Consider the following 607-nt stretch of genomic DNA (forward strand, 5'->3'; position numbering starts at 1 on the left):
ACATCGACGGCTGTAGCGGTTCATATCACCTTACCGTCGCTTTTCGCAGATTAGCACGTCCTTCATCGCCTCTGACTGCCAGGGCATCCACCGTGTACGCTTAGTCGCTTAACCTCACAACCCACAGGCGTTTTGCAACGCTGCGGACTGCAAGCATTTGAGAGACTCGAACGCATCGTGATTTCATTCTTATTACGGAGAATGAATACGACGCGTCGTTTCAAATTTTCAGCTTGTTCCGGATTGTTAAAGAGCAATATCTCAAACACGACGTTACCGTCAGTTTTGAGATATTCTGTGGAGACACCTTTCACCTGTCACCAAGCAGTGGCGTCCCCTAGGGGATTCGAACCCCTGTTGCCGCCGTGAAAGGGCGGAGTCCTAACCGCTAGACGAAGGGGACACAAAGTGTCACGACTTCGCAGCCGTCCTGCTCGTTACTTTTCTATCAGACAATCTGTGTGAGCACTTCGCGGGAAAGTATCTTCAGGTAAGGAGGTGATCCAACCGCAGGTTCCCCTACGGTTACCTTGTTACGACTTCACCCCAGTCATGAATCACAAAGTGGTAAGCGCCCTCCCGAAGGTTAAGCTACCTACTTCTTTTG

1 tRNA gene and 2 rRNA genes are annotated in these 607 nt (G+C 50.6%); all 3 read right to left on the reverse strand.

The annotated features are described in order from the left end of the window. Nucleotides 1–114, reverse strand: a 23S ribosomal RNA gene (locus F3J36_RS24025); the annotation flags it as partial. Nucleotides 115–328: 214 nt separating this feature from the next. Beyond that, nucleotides 329–403 (reverse strand) — tRNA-Glu (locus F3J36_RS24030). Between the two features lie 88 nt (nt 404–491). Continuing rightward, a 16S ribosomal RNA gene (locus F3J36_RS24035) occupies nt 492–607 on the reverse strand; the annotation flags it as partial.

Source organism: Pantoea sp. Cy-640 (assembly GCF_011752635.1).
GTDB classification, from domain to species: Bacteria; Pseudomonadota; Gammaproteobacteria; order Enterobacterales; family Enterobacteriaceae; genus Pantoea; species Pantoea dispersa.